Source organism: Paracoccus sp. S3-43, assembly GCF_029027965.1.
Lineage (GTDB): Bacteria > Pseudomonadota > Alphaproteobacteria > Rhodobacterales > Rhodobacteraceae > Paracoccus.
The window spans coordinates 2,288,644-2,304,698 of the sequence record NZ_CP119082.1; the positions used below are offsets into that span (position 1 = coordinate 2,288,644).

General features: G+C 66.1%; 15 protein-coding genes, 2 tRNA genes and 1 pseudogene. 9 read left to right on the forward strand and 9 right to left on the reverse strand.

Annotated elements, in window-relative coordinates:
* Nucleotides 1–16: 16 nt before the first annotated feature.
* The 5 genes and pseudogenes from fdhE to PXD02_RS11955 all read left to right on the forward strand — a co-directional run bounded on the left by fdhE (nt 17) and on the right by PXD02_RS11955 (nt 4,714).
* A complete protein-coding gene (fdhE, locus tag PXD02_RS11935) occupies nt 17–940 on the forward strand; it encodes a formate dehydrogenase accessory protein FdhE (RefSeq protein WP_275104090.1) in 924 nt (307 codons plus the stop codon).
* Nucleotides 940–2,307 (forward strand): L-seryl-tRNA(Sec) selenium transferase, encoded by a 1,368-nt coding sequence (gene selA / locus PXD02_RS11940; RefSeq protein WP_275104091.1) that lies wholly within the window; start codon nt 940–942, stop codon nt 2,305–2,307. The genes fdhE and selA overlap by 1 nt, the downstream gene beginning before the upstream one ends.
* Nucleotides 2,304–4,115 (forward strand): annotated as a pseudogene (selB, locus tag PXD02_RS11945) (selenocysteine-specific translation elongation factor); the annotation flags it as partial. The gene selA and the pseudogene selB, both read left to right, overlap by 4 nt.
* A gap of 105 nt (nt 4,116–4,220) precedes the next feature.
* Nucleotides 4,221–4,316, forward strand: a tRNA-Sec gene (locus PXD02_RS11950).
* A gap of 17 nt (nt 4,317–4,333) precedes the next feature.
* Nucleotides 4,334–4,714, forward strand: a complete 381-nt coding sequence (locus PXD02_RS11955; RefSeq protein WP_275104092.1) for a hypothetical protein — start codon at nt 4,334–4,336, stop codon at nt 4,712–4,714.
* On the opposite strand, the gene PXD02_RS11960 is transcribed toward PXD02_RS11955, so the two are convergent.
* Nucleotides 4,715–5,110 (reverse strand): hypothetical protein, encoded by a 396-nt coding sequence (locus PXD02_RS11960; protein WP_275104093.1) that lies wholly within the window; start codon nt 5,108–5,110, stop codon nt 4,715–4,717.
* A 146-nt stretch (nt 5,111–5,256) separates the two neighbouring features.
* Here PXD02_RS11960 and tig point away from each other — a divergent pair, with 146 nt between their 5' ends.
* The 3 genes from tig (at nt 5,257) to PXD02_RS11975 (ending at nt 7,225) form a co-directional block, all read left to right on the forward strand.
* Nucleotides 5,257–6,591 (forward strand): trigger factor, encoded by a 1,335-nt coding sequence (gene tig, locus PXD02_RS11965; RefSeq protein ID WP_275106417.1) that lies wholly within the window; start codon nt 5,257–5,259, stop codon nt 6,589–6,591.
* A 99-nt stretch (nt 6,592–6,690) separates the two neighbouring features.
* On the forward strand, nt 6,691–7,110 hold the full coding sequence (locus tag PXD02_RS11970) for a DUF1489 family protein (protein WP_275104094.1): 420 nt from the start codon (nt 6,691–6,693) through the stop codon (nt 7,108–7,110).
* Nucleotides 7,111–7,151: 41 nt separating this feature from the next.
* Nucleotides 7,152–7,225, forward strand: a tRNA-Gly gene (locus tag PXD02_RS11975).
* A gap of 2 nt (nt 7,226–7,227) precedes the next feature.
* On the opposite strand, the gene PXD02_RS11980 is transcribed toward PXD02_RS11975, so the two are convergent.
* The 3 genes from PXD02_RS11980 to PXD02_RS11990 form a co-directional block, all read right to left on the reverse strand.
* Nucleotides 7,228–7,407: a hypothetical protein gene (locus PXD02_RS11980; protein ID WP_275104095.1), complete on the reverse strand. Its 180-nt coding sequence runs from the start codon at nt 7,405–7,407 to the stop codon at nt 7,228–7,230.
* Between the two features lie 74 nt (nt 7,408–7,481).
* Nucleotides 7,482–8,225 carry a MipA/OmpV family protein gene (locus tag PXD02_RS11985; protein WP_275104096.1) on the reverse strand — a complete coding sequence of 248 codons (744 nt, stop codon included), beginning with the start codon at nt 8,223–8,225 and terminating at the stop codon, nt 7,482–7,484.
* Nucleotides 8,226–8,349: 124 nt separating this feature from the next.
* The gene (locus tag PXD02_RS11990; protein ID WP_275104097.1) at nt 8,350–10,197 is read right to left on the reverse strand and encodes an ABC-F family ATP-binding cassette domain-containing protein; all 1,848 of its coding nucleotides are present in this window, start codon (nt 10,195–10,197) and stop codon (nt 8,350–8,352) included.
* A 173-nt stretch (nt 10,198–10,370) separates the two neighbouring features.
* On the opposite strand from PXD02_RS11990, the gene PXD02_RS11995 reads away from it, so the two are divergent.
* The gene (locus PXD02_RS11995) at nt 10,371–11,849 is read left to right on the forward strand and encodes an ATP-dependent nuclease (protein WP_275104098.1); all 1,479 of its coding nucleotides are present in this window, start codon (nt 10,371–10,373) and stop codon (nt 11,847–11,849) included.
* 98 nt (nt 11,850–11,947) lie between these two features.
* On the opposite strand, the gene fba is transcribed toward PXD02_RS11995, so the two are convergent.
* The 5 genes from fba to PXD02_RS12020 are packed head-to-tail and all read right to left on the reverse strand — an operon-like array spanning nt 11,948 to nt 15,974.
* Entirely contained in the window at nt 11,948–12,982 is a 1,035-nt protein-coding gene (gene fba, locus PXD02_RS12000; RefSeq protein ID WP_275104099.1) for a class II fructose-bisphosphate aldolase, read from the reverse strand.
* Between the two features lie 4 nt (nt 12,983–12,986).
* Nucleotides 12,987–13,979, reverse strand: coding sequence for a class 1 fructose-bisphosphatase (locus PXD02_RS12005; protein WP_275104100.1), 993 nt, complete (start codon nt 13,977–13,979; stop codon nt 12,987–12,989).
* Nucleotides 13,980–13,982: 3 nt separating this feature from the next.
* The gene (derI, locus tag PXD02_RS12010; RefSeq protein ID WP_275104101.1) at nt 13,983–14,444 is read right to left on the reverse strand and encodes a D-erythrulose-4-phosphate isomerase; all 462 of its coding nucleotides are present in this window, start codon (nt 14,442–14,444) and stop codon (nt 13,983–13,985) included.
* Nucleotides 14,441–15,208, reverse strand: a complete 768-nt coding sequence (locus PXD02_RS12015; RefSeq protein ID WP_275104102.1) for a triose-phosphate isomerase — start codon at nt 15,206–15,208, stop codon at nt 14,441–14,443. Before PXD02_RS12015 ends, derI begins: the two co-directional genes overlap by 4 nt.
* 1 nt (nt 15,209) lies before the next feature.
* A complete protein-coding gene (locus PXD02_RS12020; protein ID WP_275104103.1) occupies nt 15,210–15,974 on the reverse strand; it encodes a DeoR/GlpR family DNA-binding transcription regulator in 765 nt (254 codons plus the stop codon).
* Between the last annotated feature and the right edge of the window lie 81 nt (nt 15,975–16,055).

Here is a 16,055-nt window from a genome sequence, read left to right on the forward strand (position 1 = left end):
CCGGCCCGGAGACGGTATGACAACCACCATGCAACCCGACCCTTCGGTCATCGGCGGCGTCCCCGTGGCGCCGCTGGCCTTTTTGCCCGATCCCGTAGCGGTCTTCGACAAGCGGGCCGGGCGGTTCGCCTTTCTGGCCGATCACGGCGGCAACCTGGCGCCCTATCTGCGCTTCCTGGCCGACCTGACCGCCTTGCAGGCGCGGCTGGCGCGGCTGGCGCGCGATCTGCCCGCCCCCGCGCCGATCCAAGCCGACCGCATCCGCATCGCCCGCGAAAGCCGGATGCCCCCCATCGACCGCGCCGCCCTGGCCGGGGACGAGGGGTTGCACGCCACGCTGGACCGCTTCCTGGCCGAGGCCGCGACGCTGGACATGCCCCAGCCCGCGCGTCTGGCCTTGTCCGCCGTGACGGCGGCGGGAATCGCCGACCGGCACTGGCTGCTGGACAATATCCTGTCCGACCGCATCCCCGATGACAGCGCCGCGCCGCATCTGTTCGTCGGCGCGGCGGTGCAGATCCATCTGGCGCGGCTGGCCGCCACGCTGGACGCCAGGCAGCTGGTCAAGATCAGGACCGGCACCTGCCCCGCCTGCGGCGGCAGGCCCGCGACATCGTCCGTGATGGGCGCGGCGGGGATCGAAAGCACCCGATACGCCACCTGCGGCGGCTGCGCGACGCAATGGAACGAGGTGCGCGTGACCTGCCTCTGCTGCGGGTCCACCAAGGGCATCAGCTATCGCAGCGTCGAGACGGACGAGGCGACGGTCAAGGCGGAATTATGTTCCGAATGCGGCGGTTGGGTGAAGATCCTCTATCAGAACAAGAACCCCAGCCTGGATCCCATCGCCGACGACGTGTCCAGCCTGGGGCTGGACATGCTGATGAAGGACACCGATTTCCGGCGCGGCGGCTTCAACCCCTTCATCGCGGGCTATTGATGACGGGGTTCCGCGCCCTGCCCTCGGTGGATCAGGTTCTGCTGTCCGAGATGGGCCGGGCGCTGATCGAGGCCCATGGCCGCGCGGCGGTCACCGCCGCCCTGCGCGCCCGGCTGGAGACCGCCCGCGCGGCGATCCGCGACGGCGCCGATGGCGCCACCGAGGCCGCGCGCCTGCCGCATCTGATGGCCGCCGATCTGGCGGCAGGCGCGCAGTCGAAGCTGCGCCCGATGCTGAACCTGACCGGCACCGTGCTGCACACCAATCTGGGCCGCGCCATCCTGGCGGATGAGGCCATCCGCGCGGCATCGGCGGCGATGGCCGCGCCGCTGGCCCTGGAGTTCGACCTGGACGGCGGCGGGCGCGGGCAGCGCGACGACCACCTGCGCGGGCTTCTGTGCGAGCTGACCGGGGCCGAGGACGCGACCATCGTCAACAACAACGCCGCCGCCGTGCTGATCGCGCTGAACACCTTCGGCCAGGGGCGGCAGGCCATCGTCTCGCGCGGGGAGCTGATCGAGATCGGCGGCGCCTTCCGGATGCCCGACATCATGGCCCGCGCGGGCGCCCACCTGGTCGAGGTCGGCACGACCAACCGCACCCATCCCCGCGACTATGAAACCGCGATCACGCCGGACACGGGGCTGATCCTCAAGGTCCATACCTCCAACTATCGGATCGAGGGTTTCACCGCCGAAGTCCCCGCGTCCCAACTGGCGCAGATCGCGCGCAAAGCGGGCGTGGTGCTGCTGAACGATCTGGGGTCCGGGTCGCTGGTCGATCTGGCGCAGTTCGGGCTGCGCGGCGAACCCACCGTGGCCGAGGCGGTGGCCGAGGGGGCGGACCTGATCACCTTTTCCGGCGACAAGCTGCTGGGCGGACCGCAGGCGGGCTTCATCGTCGGACGCCGCGAGCTGATCGCGCAGATCAACAGGAACCCGCTGAAACGCGCCGTGCGGCTGGACAAGATCCGCATCGCGGCATTGGAGGCGACGCTGCGCCTTTACCGCGACCCCGACCGGCTGGCCGAACGCCTGCCGACGCTGCGCCATCTGGCGCGCCGGCAGGCGGATATCGCCGCCCAGGCCGCGCGCCTGGCCCCGCAGGTCGCGGCGCTGCTGCCGGGCTACAGCGTGACGGCCACCGATTGCGCCAGCCAGATCGGATCGGGCGCGCTGCCGGTGGACAGAATCCCCTCGGCGGGGCTGCGGATCACCGGTCAGGGCGGCGACGCGCCCGACCGGCTGTCGGCCCGGCTGCGCGCCCTGCCCTGCCCCATCCTCGGCCATATCCGGGACGGGGCGCTGATTCTGGACCTGCGCACCCTCGACCGCGACGCCGACCTGCTGCGGGCGCTGTCGGCATGATCGTCGGCACGGCGGGGCATATCGACCACGGCAAGACGGCGCTTGTGAAGGCGCTGACCGGCACCGATGCCGACCGCCTGGCCGAGGAAAAGGCCCGCGGCATCACCATCGACCTGGGCTTCGCCTATGCCGACCTGGGCGGCGGGGCGATCACGGGCTTCGTGGACGTGCCGGGGCATGAACGCCTGATCCATACCATGCTGGCGGGCGCGGGCGGCATCGACCTGGCGCTGCTGGTGGTGGCCGCAGACGACGGCGTGATGCCGCAGACGCGCGAGCATGTGGCGATCCTGGACCTGCTGGGCATCGCGCGCGGGATCGTCGCGCTGACCAAGGCCGATCTGGCCGACAATGCCCGCCGCGCGGCCGTGACGGCGGAAATCCGCGCCGCGCTGGCGGGGACCGCCCTGGCCGATGCGCGGATTCTGCCGGTGTCCTCGCTGACCGGCGAAGGCATCGACGCCCTGCGCACCGCCCTTGTCGCCGCCGAGGCCGAGACCACCGCCCGCCATGCCGACGGCCCGATGCGGCTGGCGGTGGATCGCAGCTTCACCCTGTCCGGCACGGGCACGGTCGTCACCGGGACCATGCTGACCGGCCGCGTCGCGGTCGGCGATCAGGTGACCGTCAGCCCCTCGGGCCTGCCCGCCCGCGTGCGCGGCATTCACGCCCAGAACCGCCCGGCGGCCGAAGGGCTGGCGGGCCAGCGTTGCGCGCTGAACCTGGCGGGCGAGGCGATCAGCAAGGATGCCCTGCATCGCGGCGACGTGGTGCTGTCGCCCGGCCTGCACGCGCCGACCGACCGGATCGACGCCTGGCTGACGGTGCTGGCCGGCGAACCCAGGCCCATCGGCACCTGGTTCCCCGCCCGCCTGCACAGCCACGCGGTCGAGGTGAGCGCGCGGATCGTGCCGCTGGCCGATCCCATCCCGCCCGGCGGCAGCGGCCCGGTGCAGATCGTGCTGGACCGTCCCATCGCGGCGGCGGTGCATGACCGCTTCATCCTGCGCAACGTGTCGGCCAGCCGCACCCTCGGCGGCGGGCGCTTCCTGGACCTGCGCGCCCCCGCCCGCAAGCGCCGCACGCCCGAACGCCTGGCGCTGATCGCCGCCGCCCGCGCCGAGGATCCCGCCGCCGCCCTGGCCGCGATGCTGGCCGTGGCCCCGGTGGATCTGCCGGGTTTCGCCCGCGACCGCAGCCTGTCGCCCGCAGCATGGGCGGATGCCGTCCGCACGGCCCAGGCCGCGACCATCGGCGATCTGGCGATCAGCCGCACCGTTCTGGAGGTGCTGCGGACCCAGCTGATCGAAACCCTGACGCAGTTCCATCAGGACAACCCCGACCTGTCCGGCCTGGGCCGCGAACGCCTGCGCCTGACCCTGCAACCGCGCCTGCCGAAAGAGGCGTCTCTTGCCTTCCTGCGCGCCGAGGCCGAGGCGGGCCGCGCCACCCTGGACGGCGCCTTCGTCCGCCTGCCCGGCCACGAGGTCCGCCTGACGCCCGAGGACGAGGCGCTGTGGGACCGCATCGCCCCCGGCCTTGTGGGCGAGGCCCGCTTCCGCCCGCCGCGCGTGCGAGATTTCGCGACCGACTTCGGCATCGACGAACGCGAGGTGCGCCGCGTCCTGAAGCTGACCGCGAGGCTGGGCCGCACCGACCAGATCGCGCATGACCATTTCTTCGCCCGCCCCGTCACGGCGGAAATGGTGGCGATCCTCCTGGACGTGGCGTCGCAGGCCCCCGACGGCTGGTTCACCGCCCCCGCCTTTCGCGACCGCGTGCAGAACGGCCGCAAGGTCGCCATCGAGATCCTGGATTTCTTCGACCGCCACGGCCTGACCTTGCGCCGGGGCGATTTCCGTCGCATCAACCCGCATCGCGCCGACCTGTTCGGCACGGCGCAGACGGAACACGGAAGGGAATCGTCCCCGGTGGGGCGGCCGGACTTCAAATCCGGTTGGGGCAGCGAGACTGTCTCGGGTGGGTTCGACTCCCATTCCCTTCCGCCATCTTCCGAAGGCTCGCCATGACCGATTTCGACGACTGGCTGCGCGCCACCTTCGCGGAAACGCAGGGCTTCACCCTGCTGATCGTCCTGGTCGGCACGCAGGGGGGCCGTGTCGACCTGCTGCGGTCGGCGCATCTGCATGTGATCGGCGACGACATCGCCTGGCCCGACATGGCGGCGCGTCTGGACGGGTCGGGCGTGGCTTGGGAGGCGGTGGCGCTGTTTCGGGCGGGGCGCGAGGGGCTGGTGGCCGACGGCATCGCCAAGGACCGGCTGGACCAGCTTATGCGCGCGCTGAACGGCGACCGGACGCTGATCCGGGACGGCGAATTCTTTAATCGCGACGGGCTGCGCCTGCGGCTGGACGATGCCGAACCGCAGGTGCCGATCCTGAACTGATCAGCACCGGCTGGGCACCGGGTCCCCGCGCCCCACCAGATCCAGCCCGCGCGCGGTGGGCGGCTGCCAGGTGGGCGATTGCGTGACGGCGCCCTGGGTGTTGGTGCCCAGGACGGAACCGCCCAGGCCCCCGCTCCAGCCGCTGCTGCCGGCATTGTTGGCGTCGGTGCTGTCGGCGCCGGGCTGCGGGGCGGTCGCGGCCTCGGCCACGGTGTCGCGGGCCGGGCAATCGCCTTCGCCCGACTGGCCCTGCGCCTCGGTCGTGGCGGGGGCCTGCTTGGCGGGGGCTTCGTTCACCGCGCGCGGCTGGTCCACGGCGGGAACCGGCGCGGTCTGCGCCCAGCCGGTGCTGGCCGCAAGAAGGCTGGTGGCGATGATGGCGCTGATGCGGGTCATGGCGGGCCTCTGGCACGAAGGGGACCGCGGAAAACGCCCGGGCCGCGGCGCGGGTTCCGCTTGCAGCCAGCGGTCCCGGCGACTAGAAGGGCGGGAATTTTTCAGGCCGCCCCGGCTTTGGCGGCCGTTATGGCACGAGGACGATGATGCAGGTCAAGGAAACCCAGAACGACGGTCTCAAGCGGGGCTACCAGTTTACGCTTCCGGCGGCCGACCTGGCCGCGACGGTCGATGCGAAGCTGAAGGAAGCCCAGCCCGAGGTCGAGCTGAAGGGCTTTCGCAAGGGCAAGGTGCCGCTGGCCATGCTGAAGAAACAGTTCGGCCCGCGCATCCTGGGCGACGCCATGCAGGACGCCATCGACGGCGCGCTGAAAAAGCACCTGGAGGACTCCGGCGACCGTCCCGCCACCCAGCCCAAGGTCGAGATGCAGAACGGCGAGGGCTGGAAGGAAGGCGACGACGTGGTCGTCAACGTCTCTTACGAGGCGCTGCCGCCGATCCCCGAGGTCGACCTGTCCAGCCTGACCCTGGAAAAGCTGACCGTCCCGGCCGAAGACGCGGCGATCAATGAAGCCTTGGAAAACCTGGCGAAATCCGCCCAGAATTTCGAGGATCGCCGCAAGGGCAGCAAGGCCAAGGACGGCGACCAGGTGGTCATCGACTTCAAGGGCTTCGTCGATGGCGAAGCCTTCGAGGGCGGCGCGGGCGAGGATTATCCGCTGGTGCTGGGCTCGAACAGCTTCATCCCCGGTTTCGAGGACCAGCTTGTCGGCGCCAAGGAAGGCGACGACGTGACCGTGACCGTCAAGTTCCCGGAAGAATACGGCGCCAAGCACCTGGCAGGCAAGGACGCGACCTTCGAATGCAAGGTCAAGGCCGTGAAGGCACCGCAAGCGGCCGAGATCGACGACGAGCTGGCCAAGAAATTCGGCGCCGAGGATCTGGACGGTCTGAAAAAGCAGATCGCCGGCCGTCTGGAACAGGAATATGCCGGCGCCGCCCGCGCGATCCTGAAACGCTCGCTGCTGGACCAGCTGGACGAGAAGGTGAAGTTCGACCTGCCCGAATCGCTGGTCGAGGCCGAGGCCCAGCAGATCGCCCATCAGTTGTGGCACGAGGAAAACCCCGAGGTCCACGACCACAACCACGGCAGCATTGAGCCCACCGACGAACACAAGAAGCTGGCCGAGCGGCGCGTGCGCCTGGGCCTGCTGCTGGCCGAGATCGGCCAGAAGGCCGAGGTGACCGTCACCGACCAGGAGATGACCCAGGCCGTGCTGCGCGCCGCGCGCCAATATCCGGGCCAGGAACGGGCCTTCTTCGAATTCGTCCAGCAGAACCAGGCCGTGCAGCAGCAGCTGCGCGCCCCGATCTTCGAGGACAAGGTCGTCGACCATATCGCCGGACAGGCGAAGGTCACCGAAAAGACCGTGACCAAGGAAGAGCTGGAAAAGGCCGTCGAGGCCCTGGACGAGCTTTGATCGCCCGCTGAACCCTGCTTCGAAAGGCCGCGCCATCCGCGCGGCCTTTTCGTTTGCGGCATCCTTGCGACGGGCCGCCCTGCCCCCTATCTTGCGGTCATGTCAGGCCAACTCCACCTCATGAAGCTGTGCGTCGGCGCCGAAGGCCCGGACGACCTGCTGGAATGGCAGCGCCGCTTCGGCGACGGCCCTGCCGTCCACGTCACCCGGATGTGGCCCAAACGGCAGGACGAGCTGCTGGCGGGCGGGTCGATCTTCTGGGTGTTCAAGGGGGTGATGCTGGCCCGCCAGCGGATCGTCCGGCTGGACGAGCACCACCGCGACGACGGCATCCGCCGCTGCGCCCTGATCCTGGACCGCGACATCGTGCCGGTGACGGCCGTGCCGCGCCGCCCCTTCCAGGGCTGGCGCTATCTTCCCGCCCAGGACGCCCCCGCCGACATGCCGCGCAGCCGCGCGGGCGATGCGGCCCTGCCCCCGCAGATGGCCGCCGCCCTTGCCGAAATGGGCCTTGTCTGACGCTTGACGACGTCCCTGCCATCGGTTAGCCAAGGCGCCACGCGGGTGTAGCTCAATGGTAGAGCAGCAGCTTCCCAAGCTGAATACGAGGGTTCGATTCCCTTCACCCGCTCCAGCTTATCCTTGACTTGTCAGGTCCAGACGCCGTTCGATCCGGTCGAGGCGGGCGTCAAGGCGGCAAAGCGGCTTCGTGCCGCCCGTGGTCTGCATCAGGCCGCGCAGGTGCACCCGTTCTTCCGCCGCCGCAGCACGCTGCTCGCGCACGAGATGTTCCAGCTTGTCGAAGCCTGCGTGCATGGCCGAAAGTTAAGGCACGATCAACAAAAAAGCCGCGGTTCCCACCGCGGCCTTTCGCCAAAATCCCGCCCCGATCAGAACCCGAACGAGAATTTCCGCACGATGCCCAGCTTCAGCGCGGGCTGGTATTCTTCCTGCACCACGGGGGAATCCGCCGCGTCGCCGATCAGCTTGCCGTATTCGACCTCGCCCAGCAGGGCGACGTTCTCGGTCAGGGAATAGCGCGCCTCGAAGCTGATCGTGGCCTTGTTGAAGCCGCCGCCGATGTCATGGGCGGGACGGCCGGGAACCGCTTCTGCCGCGTTCACGCCGAAATAGGTGTCGTTGTAATCGCCGTTGCCATAGCCCAGCGACAGGCCGGACCACAGAGACAGGCGGTCGGACAGGTCGGTGCGGTACTTGGCGCCGATTTCGCCGGTCACGCCCTCGTGCCCGTCGAAACCGCGGCGCACCGAACCGAAGGTGGTCCAGGGTCCGGTGCCATAGCTGACGCGCAGGCCCAGTTCATAGGCGCGGTCGATGTCCTCCATCCCTGCCAGGGCGTCGTTGTCCGATGCCTCGCGTTCGCCCACCATGTTGAAGGACGGCGAAATGGCGAAGCCTTCGCTTTCATTGGTTCCGGGCTGGCCGAACCCGGCGTTGCGCCAGATCAGCCATGGCCCGGCCTCGGCATCGTCGGAACCGGGGTAGTCCGGTCCGACATCCACGCCGACCCCCAGATCGACCGAAAACTCGCGGCCGGCAAAGCCGAAATCCTGCGCCAGGGCACCCGTGGCAGCGGATGCGGCAAGAACGGCCAGGGCCAGCGTCATCTTCATGGTCGGATCCTTCAGGGGGTCGGCGGAATGTACATGCTTCCTAGGGTCGAATCGCGCCCTTGCACAAGGCGGGCCGCGCCCTTCCTTGACCTTCGTCCAGGGGGCGGCGCATTTGGGCAACAGCCTAGCCGCGTTCCGCCCCTTCCAGGCTCTCCAGCACGGTCATCCAGATCTCCTCGGCCCGCGCCATGGCCTGCACAGCCTCGGCGCGCTTCGCGGTCCAGCGTTTCGCCTCGTAGGGGTCGTTGTACAGCGCCGGATCGGCCAGCTTCACGTCCAGCTTGGCCAGCATCTCGGTCAGCTTCTGGACCCGCTCCTCGGCCCGCCGCGCCTCGGACCGAAGCGCCAGCAATTCGTCGCGGGGCGCGCGCCTCGGGGCGGGCTTCGGAGCCTCATCGACCCGTTTCGGCTCATCCCCGCCCAGCAGGAAGCGGCGGTAATCGTCCAGGTCGCCGTCATAGGGCGCCACCGCGCCGTCACGCACCAGCCACAGCCGGTCCGCCACCAGCCCCAGCAGGTGCATGTCGTGGCTGACCAGCACCACCGCGCCGGTATAGTCGTTCAGCGCCTCGGTCAGCGCCTCGCGGCTCTCGATGTCCAGGTGGTTGGTCGGTTCGTCCAGGATCAGCAGATGCGGCGCGTCGATGGTGGCGATCAGCAGCGACAGACGCGCCTTCTGCCCGCCGGACAGCTGGCCGACCCTGGTCTCGGCCTGAGCCTCCATCAGCCCGAAACCCGCCAGCCGGGCGCGCAGCCGGGGCGGCGCCTCGGCCGGGCGCAGGCGGCGGACATGGGCCAGGGGCGTCTCGTTCAGGTCCAGTTCATCGACCTGATGCTGGGCGAAGTATCCGATGCGCAGCTTCGAGGACCGCGCGACCTTGCCCTCCATCGCGGGCAGGCGTTCGGCAAGCAGCTTGGACAGCGTCGATTTTCCCTGCCCGTTCCGACCCAGAAGCGCGATCCGGTCGTCCTGGTCGATCCGCAGCGTCAGCTTGCGCAGCACCGCGCGACCGTCATAGCCGACGCTGACCCCCTCCATCGCGACGATGGGCGGCGACAGTTCCTCGGGCTGGGGAAAGCCGAAGCGGTGGAACTTGGCCTCCTCGGGCGCCGTGATCGGCTCCATCCGGGCCAGCATCTTGACGCGGGCCTGGGCCTGGCGCGCCTTGCTGGCCTTGGCGCCGAAGCGGTCCACGAAGCTTTGCAGATGCGCGCGCCGGGCCTGCTGCTTCTTCGCCTCGGCCGCCTGGAGGGCGCGGCGTTCCGCGCGCATCCGGGCGAAATCGTCATAGCCGCCAGTATACAGCGTCAGCTTGCGATTTTCCAGGTGCAGGATATGGCCCACGGCGCGGTTCAGCAGGTCGCGGTCGTGGCTGATGATGATGACCGTATGCGGATAGCGCGCCAGATAGGTTTCCAGCCACAGCGCGCCTTCCAGGTCCAGATAGTTCGTCGGCTCGTCCAGCAGCAGCAGGTCGGGCTGCGCGAACAGCACCCCCGCCAAGGCGACCCGCATCCGCCAGCCGCCCGAGAAATCGGCTGTGGGCCGCGCCTGATCGGCGGTCGAGAAGCCCAACCCGTCGAGGATCGAGGCCGCCCGCGCCTCGGCCGACCAGGCGTCGATGTCGGCCAGCCGGGTCTGGATTCCGGCGATCCGATGCGCGTCGTTGGCGGTATGGCTTTCCGCCAGCAGGGCGGCGCGTTCGGTATCGGCGGCCAGCACGGTGTCCAGGACCGAGGTGGCGGTCGCCGCTGATTCCTGCGCGACGCCGCCGATGCGGGCGCGGGACGGCAGGCTGATGTCGCCGCCATCCAGGGACAGTTCCCCCCGGATCAGGCGGAACAGCGTGGTCTTGCCCGCGCCGTTCGGGCCGACAAGGCCGACCTTGTGGCCTTCGGGAATGGTGGCGGTTGCGCCCTCGAACAGAGGGCGGCCCTGGATGGAATAGGAGATGTCGTCGATGCGCAGCATGGGTGGGGGATGGAGGACGGGAGAGGGCGCGTCAAGGGGGTGAGAATGTGTCAATACTGTGCAAGCAGTCGGATAGGCTGCGAGCAATTAGCCAGTTTACAAGTTACGCAAACGCACGTTAGTTATGCGATGCGTGCGATAGTGCTTTCTAATATACTGACTTTGGAGGAAATATGAGCCGCTCGGAAATTCGCCCTTCTGAGATAAATCAGCTACTGGAAAAAGCTCGCGACAGAAATTATGGAAAATATCTCGCAGCAATTGATTTAACATATGTTCGAGGCATTCGCGATCAGAGAGTTTCTTTTGACTTTCCTGTTACAGCAATTATTGGCACTAACGGCGGCGGCAAAACAACAATCCTCGGCGCGGCTGGCTTAATCTACAAAAGCGTTCCCCCCGCTAGATTTTTTTCAAAAGGCGGACTATATGACAATACAATGCAAGACTGGCGCATTGGCTATGAAATAATTGACAGATCTCAAAACAAAAATTCTATTACCAACAGAACAGCAAGCTTTAGACAAAAGAAGTGGAACAGAGATTCTCTTGATCGAGAAGTTCTTGTATTTGGTGTGAACAGAACAGTTCCTGCGTCGGAGAAAAAAGAGTTCCGCCGCTTTGCAAGTAATAGTTTTTCGGTTCCAAAAGCGAATGAAGCACTTTTTGGAGCAGATGTGATTGATGCAGCAAGTCGTGTCCTTGGTAAGGATATATCGAAATTTAAGGAACTCAAGGTTGATGTAAGTGGGCGAGTTACGCTCTTGGCAGCAACGGCGGCAGATAGCATATCTTATTCGGAGTTTCATTTTGGTGCTGGAGAATCGAGTGTTATTAGAATGATTTCACAAATTGAGTCAGCGACTCAAAATGCTCTCGTTCTAATCGAAGAAATAGAAAATGGGCTTCATCCTGTAGCTACTATCAGGCTTGTTGACTACCTCATTAGTGTGTCGAAACGCAAAAATTTGCAAGTCATCTTCACGACACACTCTAATGATGCCCTTATACCCCTGCCCGACAAAGCAGTTTGGGTAGCAAGTCAGACAAGCATCTTTCAAGGTAAGCTTGATGTTGCTTCGCTAAGGGCAATTTCTGGAAAAATTGAGAAGAAAGTTGCAATATTTGTTGAGGACGAATTTGCCAAGATCTGGGTGGAGGCTATATTGCGTGTAAATGCAATCTCTGCCCTAGATCAGGTCGAAATTCATGCGCTGGCCGGAGATGGTAATGCATACAAGATGTCTATATCTCACAATGCCAACCCTGCTATCCAAACCCATGCCATATGTGTTCTGGATGGAGATAGCGCTCAAGATCCTACTACTCACGACTTTATTTTCAAACTCCCTGGCGAAATGCCTGAGGCATACGTATTTGATTGCATCATGGAAAAATGGGATCAAGTAGGAGGCCGGTTAACGGTTGCACTGCTTCAAGAATTTGGTGAGGCCGACAAAACAAAAAAGGTGCTGGAGGATGTTAGACTATCGAATATGGACCAGCATGTGTTATTTAATCAAATTGGCGAAAGACTTGGGTTTATCCCTGAAAAAACAGTTCAGATGGCCTTTGCAAATACTTGGAGTCAAGCGTTCAAAGATGAGGTTCACAGTATGATAGATGCGATTCAGCAAGCTGCTGATGCTTAATCCAACAACAATGAGCCGCAACTTAATCGCGTAGCATCATAGCCAACAAGAAAAGGCCCCGCCACCCGGCGAGGCCCCTTCCCTTCATCCCCGCCGGATCAATACCGCGAGGCCATCACCGACAGCGGCAGCGGCACGATCTTGTCGGCGTTGCCCGCCGTCCCGAAGGCCTCGAAGCGATCCTTGCAGACCTGCGACATCATCGCCATCGCGGGTTTCAGATACTTGCGCGGGTCGAACTCGGACGGCTCCTCGGAGAACACCTTGCGGATCGCGGCGGTCATGGCCAGGCGGTTGTCGGTGTCGATGTTGACCTTGCGCACGCCGTGCTTGATGCCGCGCTGGATTTCCTCGACCGGGACGCCCCAGGTCGGTTTGATGTCGCCGCCATGGCTGTTGATGATCTGTTGCAGATCCTCGGGGACCGAGGAAGACCCGTGCATCACCAGATGGGTGTTGGGCAGGCGGGTGTGGATTTCCTCGATCACATGCATCGCCAGGATGTCGCCGTCGGGCTTGCGCGAGAACTTGTAGGCGCCGTGCGAGGTGCCCATGGCGATGGCAAGCGCGTCCACCTTGGTGTCGTTCACGAAGCGCACGGCCTCGTCCGGGTCGGTCAGAAGCTGGTCGTGGCCCAGCTGCTCGGTCGCGCCGTGGCCATCCTCCTGATCGCCCATGCCGGTTTCCAGCGAACCCAGAACGCCCAGTTCGCCCTCGACCGAGACGCCGCAGGCATGGGCCATTTCCACGACCTTGGCGGTCACGTCGCGGTTATAGTCGTAATCGGCGGGCGTCTTGCCGTCGGCTTTCAGCGACCCGTCCATCATCACGCTGGTAAAGCCGTTCTGGATCGCGGTGGCGCAGGTCGCAAGGCCGTTGCCGTGGTCCAGATGCATACACAGCGGGATGTCCGGGAAGGCCCTGGCAAAGCCCTGGATCAGCCCGGCCAGCACCAGATCGTTGGCATAGGCGCGCGCGCCCCGGCTGGCTTGCAGGATCACCGGCGACCGGGTCGCCTGCGCCGCGGTCATGATCGCCAGACCCTGCTCCATGTTGTTGATGTTGAAGGCGGGGACTGCGTAGCCGTTCTCGGCCGCGTGGTCGAGAAGCTGGCGCAGGGTAATCATAGCCATGTCGTTATCCTTCCGTGGGTTCGGCCAGATAGCCGAGGATCGTCTCGACCTCGTCCTTAGCGCCGAATATCAGGGGCGTCATGTCATGTACCGCTAACGGTTTGCGATAACGGATGGGTTGGGTGCCGTCCGACGCCAGCCCGCCCGCCTGTTCGACCAGGAAGGCGATGGGCATCGCCTCATAGGCCAGGCGCAGCTTGCCCTTGCCGTATCCGGGGCGGCGGTCGGCGGGATAGAGGAAGGCGCCGCCGTTCAGCAGGATGCGGTGCAATTCGCCGACCGCGGCGGCAAGCCAGCGCATGTTGTAGTTCTTGCCCAGCGGCCCGTCGCGGCCTGCGCGCAGATCGGCGACCCAGCGTTGCAGGCCCGGCTCCCAGTGACGTTCGTTCGACGCGTTATAGGCGATTGTCGAGGCCGCAGGTTTCAGCGTGACGTTCTCGCGCACCACGCGGAACTCGCCCGCCTCGGCGTCCCAGCCGGCGATATGGGTGCCGTCGCCCCGCGACCAGCCGAAGTCCATGGAATGCCCGAAGGAGGCATAGCCAGCGGCCACGACCGCCTCGCCGGTGCGCAAAAAGCCTTCGGGCGCGGCGGGCAGGATGCTGAACAACATCCCCAGCGGCGCGCCGATGCCGATGCTGCCCGACCCGTCGATGGGATCCATCGCCACGTCCCAGGCGCCGTCGGGGTTCAGCGGAATCACCGCCTCGGCTTCCTCGGACAGCACCTGGCGGACGCCCGCCTGACGCAAGACCTCGATCATGTGGTGATGGGCGCCCACGTCGAGCGCCTTCTGCCGGTCGCCGGTGTCGTTGACGCCGACGATCTCGGTCGGGTCGCCATGCAGGCGGCCTGCGGCAAGGCGCTCCATCAGCGGCGGCTGGGCGCTTGCGATGGCGAGGACGAGGGCGGCGAGGCCACCATCATCTTTGGCCCCGGTCAGCACCTGCGACAGCAGGCGGCCGGTCGCCGGGCCGTCATTGGGCAGTTTCAGCATGGCTCACGCCTTGTTGTATTTGGCATCGACGGCGTCGATGGCGCCGACATTGCCCGCCGACTTGCCGGCCCTGTCGAAGTTTTCCGTCTCGGCCAGCCAGGCGTCGGCGATGGCCTTGGCCAGTTCCGGGCCGATCACGCGGGCGCCCATGGTGATGATCTGGGCGTCGTTCGACAGCGCCGCGCGGGTGGCGGAATAGGTGTCATGGGTCAGCGCGGCGCGGATGCCGGGCACCTTGTTGGCCGCGATGCAGACGCCGATGCCGGTGCCGCAGACCAGGATGGCGCGGTCATAGGTGCCGTCCTTGACCTGGCTTGCCACCCGGTCGGACAGGTTGGCATAGAAGGCGTCGGGGCCTTCGTCGGTGCGGCTGATCTCGGCCACCTGATGCTTGTCCTTGAGGTGGTCGGCCAGGATCTTGGCCAGACCCTCACCCGCGCTGTCGCCTGCGATTGCCAGTTTCATTTGGTTTCTCCGTTGGTTGCGGCGCAGCGCGCCAGGATATCCAGATAGCCGTCCACGGTCCAGGCAGAGCGGCCGATGAACAGACCGCCGATATGCGGGCATTGGATCAGTTCCTCGCAGTTGCCCGGATTGACCGAGCCGCCATAGAGGCAGGGCACGCGGCGCCCCAGCACGTCCGCTGCCACCGCGATGATTTCCGCCTGCCGCGCGTCGGCATAGTCCGAGGTCGCGGGGATGCCGTTCACGCCGATGGCCCAGACGGGTTCATAGGCCAGCAGGATCGTCGCATCGCTGCCCGCCACGCGGGACAGGGCGGCGCGAACCTGTGTTTCCAGAACTTCCCTCGCCCGGCCCGCCTCACGCTCGGCCAGCGTCTCGCCGATGCAGATCAGCGGGATCAACCCGTGGCGGATGGCGGCCTCGGTCTTCAGGCCCACCGTCTCGTCCGTCTCGCCGAAATGCTCGCGCCGTTCCGAATGGCCCAGCTCCACCAGGTCGAGCTTGCAGTCCTTCAGCATCAGCGGGCTGATCTCGCCCGTCCAGGCGCCCTCGTCGGCCCAGTGCATGTTCTGCGCGCCGACCTTGACCGAGGTATCCGCCAGCCAGTCCTTGACCTGCCGCACGGCGGTGAAGGGCGGGATCACGAAGCGCTGGATGCGCGGGTCGCGGTCGCCGTCCGCTGCGGCCAGCCCTTCGGCGAAGACGCGCGCCTGATCCAGCGTCTTGTTCATCTTCCAGCTTGTGCCGATCCAGAAATCCGTCATGTCATTCCCTTGCGATGGTCAGCCGCAGCCCGGCGCGGTCGATCGCGGCGCGATCACTTGGCGCGGGGGCGGCATCGGTGATGATGGCGTCGAAATCGGTCAGATCCGCCAGCGCGTGCAGGGCGGACCGGCCGAAGCGGGTGTGGTTGACCAGCAGCACGGCGCGGTCGGCCGCAGAGATCATGGCGCGCTTGGCGCGGACGGCGGCGTCATCCATGTGGAAGGCCCGCAGCCCCGCCACGGCGGGGGTCGAGATGAAGGCCAGATCCGCGCGCAGCCGCGACAGCGCATCCTCGGTCACCACGCCGAAGAAGCCGTTGAACTTGGCGCTGTAGGTGCCGCCAAGCGCGATCAGCGTGACGCGCGGCGCATCCTTCAGCCGGTCGATCACGGCGGCGTTGTTGGTGATGACGGTCAGCGGCGCCTTCTCGGCCAGGCTGGCGCCCAGCAGCGCGGCCATGGATCCGTCATTGACCATCACGGTCATGCCCGGCTCGACCAGTTCCAGCGCCGCGCGGGCCATGCGCGCCTTGGCGTCGCTGTCCTGCAACGCGCGGATGCGAAAGTCGCTTTCGAACTGCGTCCCCGCCTCGATGGTGGCGCCGCCGCGCACCTTGCGCAGCAGGCCCGCCTGTTCCAGGTCGTCGAGATCGCGGTGGATGGTCATGCGCGACACGGCGAAACGGTCGGCCAGATCGTCCAGATCGACGGCCCGCGCCCCGACCAGCAGATCCATGATCGCCTGCCTGCGTTCCTCGCGCTTCACCCGTGCCTCCTTGCCTGCTGGGTTTGTAACACTTATTGCAAAAATCGCAACATGATTTTTGTGACATTGTGACGTCATTTT